The organism is Paenibacillus sp. E194, from assembly GCF_000935845.1.
Lineage (GTDB): Bacteria > Bacillota > Bacilli > Paenibacillales > Paenibacillaceae > Paenibacillus_B > Paenibacillus_B alvei_B.
This window is the reverse complement of the sequence record NZ_JMDX01000465.1, coordinates 1-1,742: the sequence shown is the minus strand read 5'-3', so window position 1 is coordinate 1,742 and position 1,742 is coordinate 1. Positions and strand designations below refer to the sequence as shown.

At 60.6% G+C, this 1,742-nt stretch carries 1 pseudogene; it reads left to right on the top strand.

Features of this window, described 5'->3' with window-relative positions:
• A pseudogene (locus AZ66_RS32250) lies at positions 1-1,685 on the top strand (glycosyltransferase); the annotation flags it as partial.
• Positions 1,686-1,742: the final 57 nt, after the last annotated feature.

Below are 1,742 nucleotides of genomic sequence, written 5' to 3'. Positions count from 1 at the left end.
ATATGCAGAATCGGGTTGGCGCGCTGCGTTCGATGCTCGATTACTTGGCGCCGGAAGGGGCTGTTCAGTCGAAGCGGCGGATGGCGGAGCTGTTCCGCGGAGGCTTCCAGCGCGAGTATGAGCTCGTCAAGCAGGGCGAGATACCAGATCCGGCTATCGTGAAATGCTTCATGGAATTCGAAGCGCTTGCCGGGGCGGCGCTGGGCAGCGATCTGTTCGGGTACTTGATCCGGAGCTTATATGAAGCCAATCAGGCGAAGAGCCGTGAGCGAACGGAAGCCTATTATGCGCTCATCGAGGGCAGCGACAGCGTCAGCAAGCCTTTCTTCGACACGTTGCTGGGGGGCGGCAAGACGGTGGAGCTTTTCTTCCCGTATATGCGGCAGAAATTCCAGGAGATCGTCCGGGCCGAGGAGCTTGTGAAGCTGGCTCACCGTTGGTTCAGCCAGCATCCGGTACTGCTGCGCAAGGCTGAGTTCACCGAGCTGGCTGCCGGGCAGCTCGCCGAGAAGCTGCGGCATGATGCGGAGCCGGTGTCCGCCGTGAACGCGGTGCTGGATACGGTAGACCGCCTGCTTGCGGAGAAGGGGCGGATTGCCGGCGAAGATATGCTGCTCTTGATGGAGCAGTTGTCTTATGCGGCGAATGTGTTCCTGCTGACGGAGCTGAATCTGGAGCAGACGCGCCAGGAAGCGTTCCTCCAGATCGGTTTCCTAGCACACCCGGGCGAGGTGAGGGAATGGGTCGCCCGTTATTCGCCTCAGGTGCAATCCACGGCGAATGTCATGCTGGCTGCATACCGCTGGTTCCGCGACGCCGAGCCGGATGAATCGATCTTCGGCGGCTTATCGCCTGCCGAGCTGGATCGGTTGCAGCAACTTGGACGACGCTGGCTGCAGAAGGGTCTGGAGCCGTCCCGTTTCCGGCGGCTAGTGCTGGCGTTCTACCGGGATGCCGACACAGGCTTGATCGAATACGGAGCGCTGCTCCATTATTTGCACCTGCATGCGCCGAACCGGGAGACCGTCTATCTGTTCATGAACTGGTCCGAGAAGCAGCGCTTGTTCTCGCGAGAAAGGAAGCTCGAGCCGGGATATGCCGCGGCGGTGGTCGCTTATTTCAAAAAATACGACCAAGACGCGTTCAAAAACCGGACGAACCGTAAGCTCTATTTCGAGCAGGCGGGCGCGCCGCTTCAGGCTGCATACGTCAAGGCCCGCAGTGAGTTATCGCCGCCCATCGTCAGATGGTTGCGGCGCAACAGGAAAGCGATGGTGTGGTTCGCGACCGCGATCCTGGTCATCGGCGGCATCGGCGGCGGATTGGCGGCTTCCGGCGTCTTCGACAGCGGCAAGCCCGCAGTGGCGGATATCACTGCGTCCAATCCTGCGCCGTCTCCGCAAGAGCGGGCCAATAAGATCGAACCGCAAGTCTACGCGAGGCAAGTCGAAGATGGCGAATGGAAGCCGACGACAGAGCTTGTATTCGAGTTCGGAACGGAGGCGGAATGCTCCGCTTTTCAGGCGGGCACGATTACATTGAAGCTGGAGGGTGGCACCGAGCAGACGTATAAGGATCGTCCTGTGCAGCATCTCTGTTCTTCGGGGGTCCGCTTCTTCTTCCACAAGCGGCGGGCAGCAGGATCAGAATGGCGGCGGGAGCGGACAACCAGCCGCTTCTTCTGATAGCAAGCCAGGCTCGACAGGGGAAGAGGACAGTGCGCAGCCGAACGAGACGGCGGG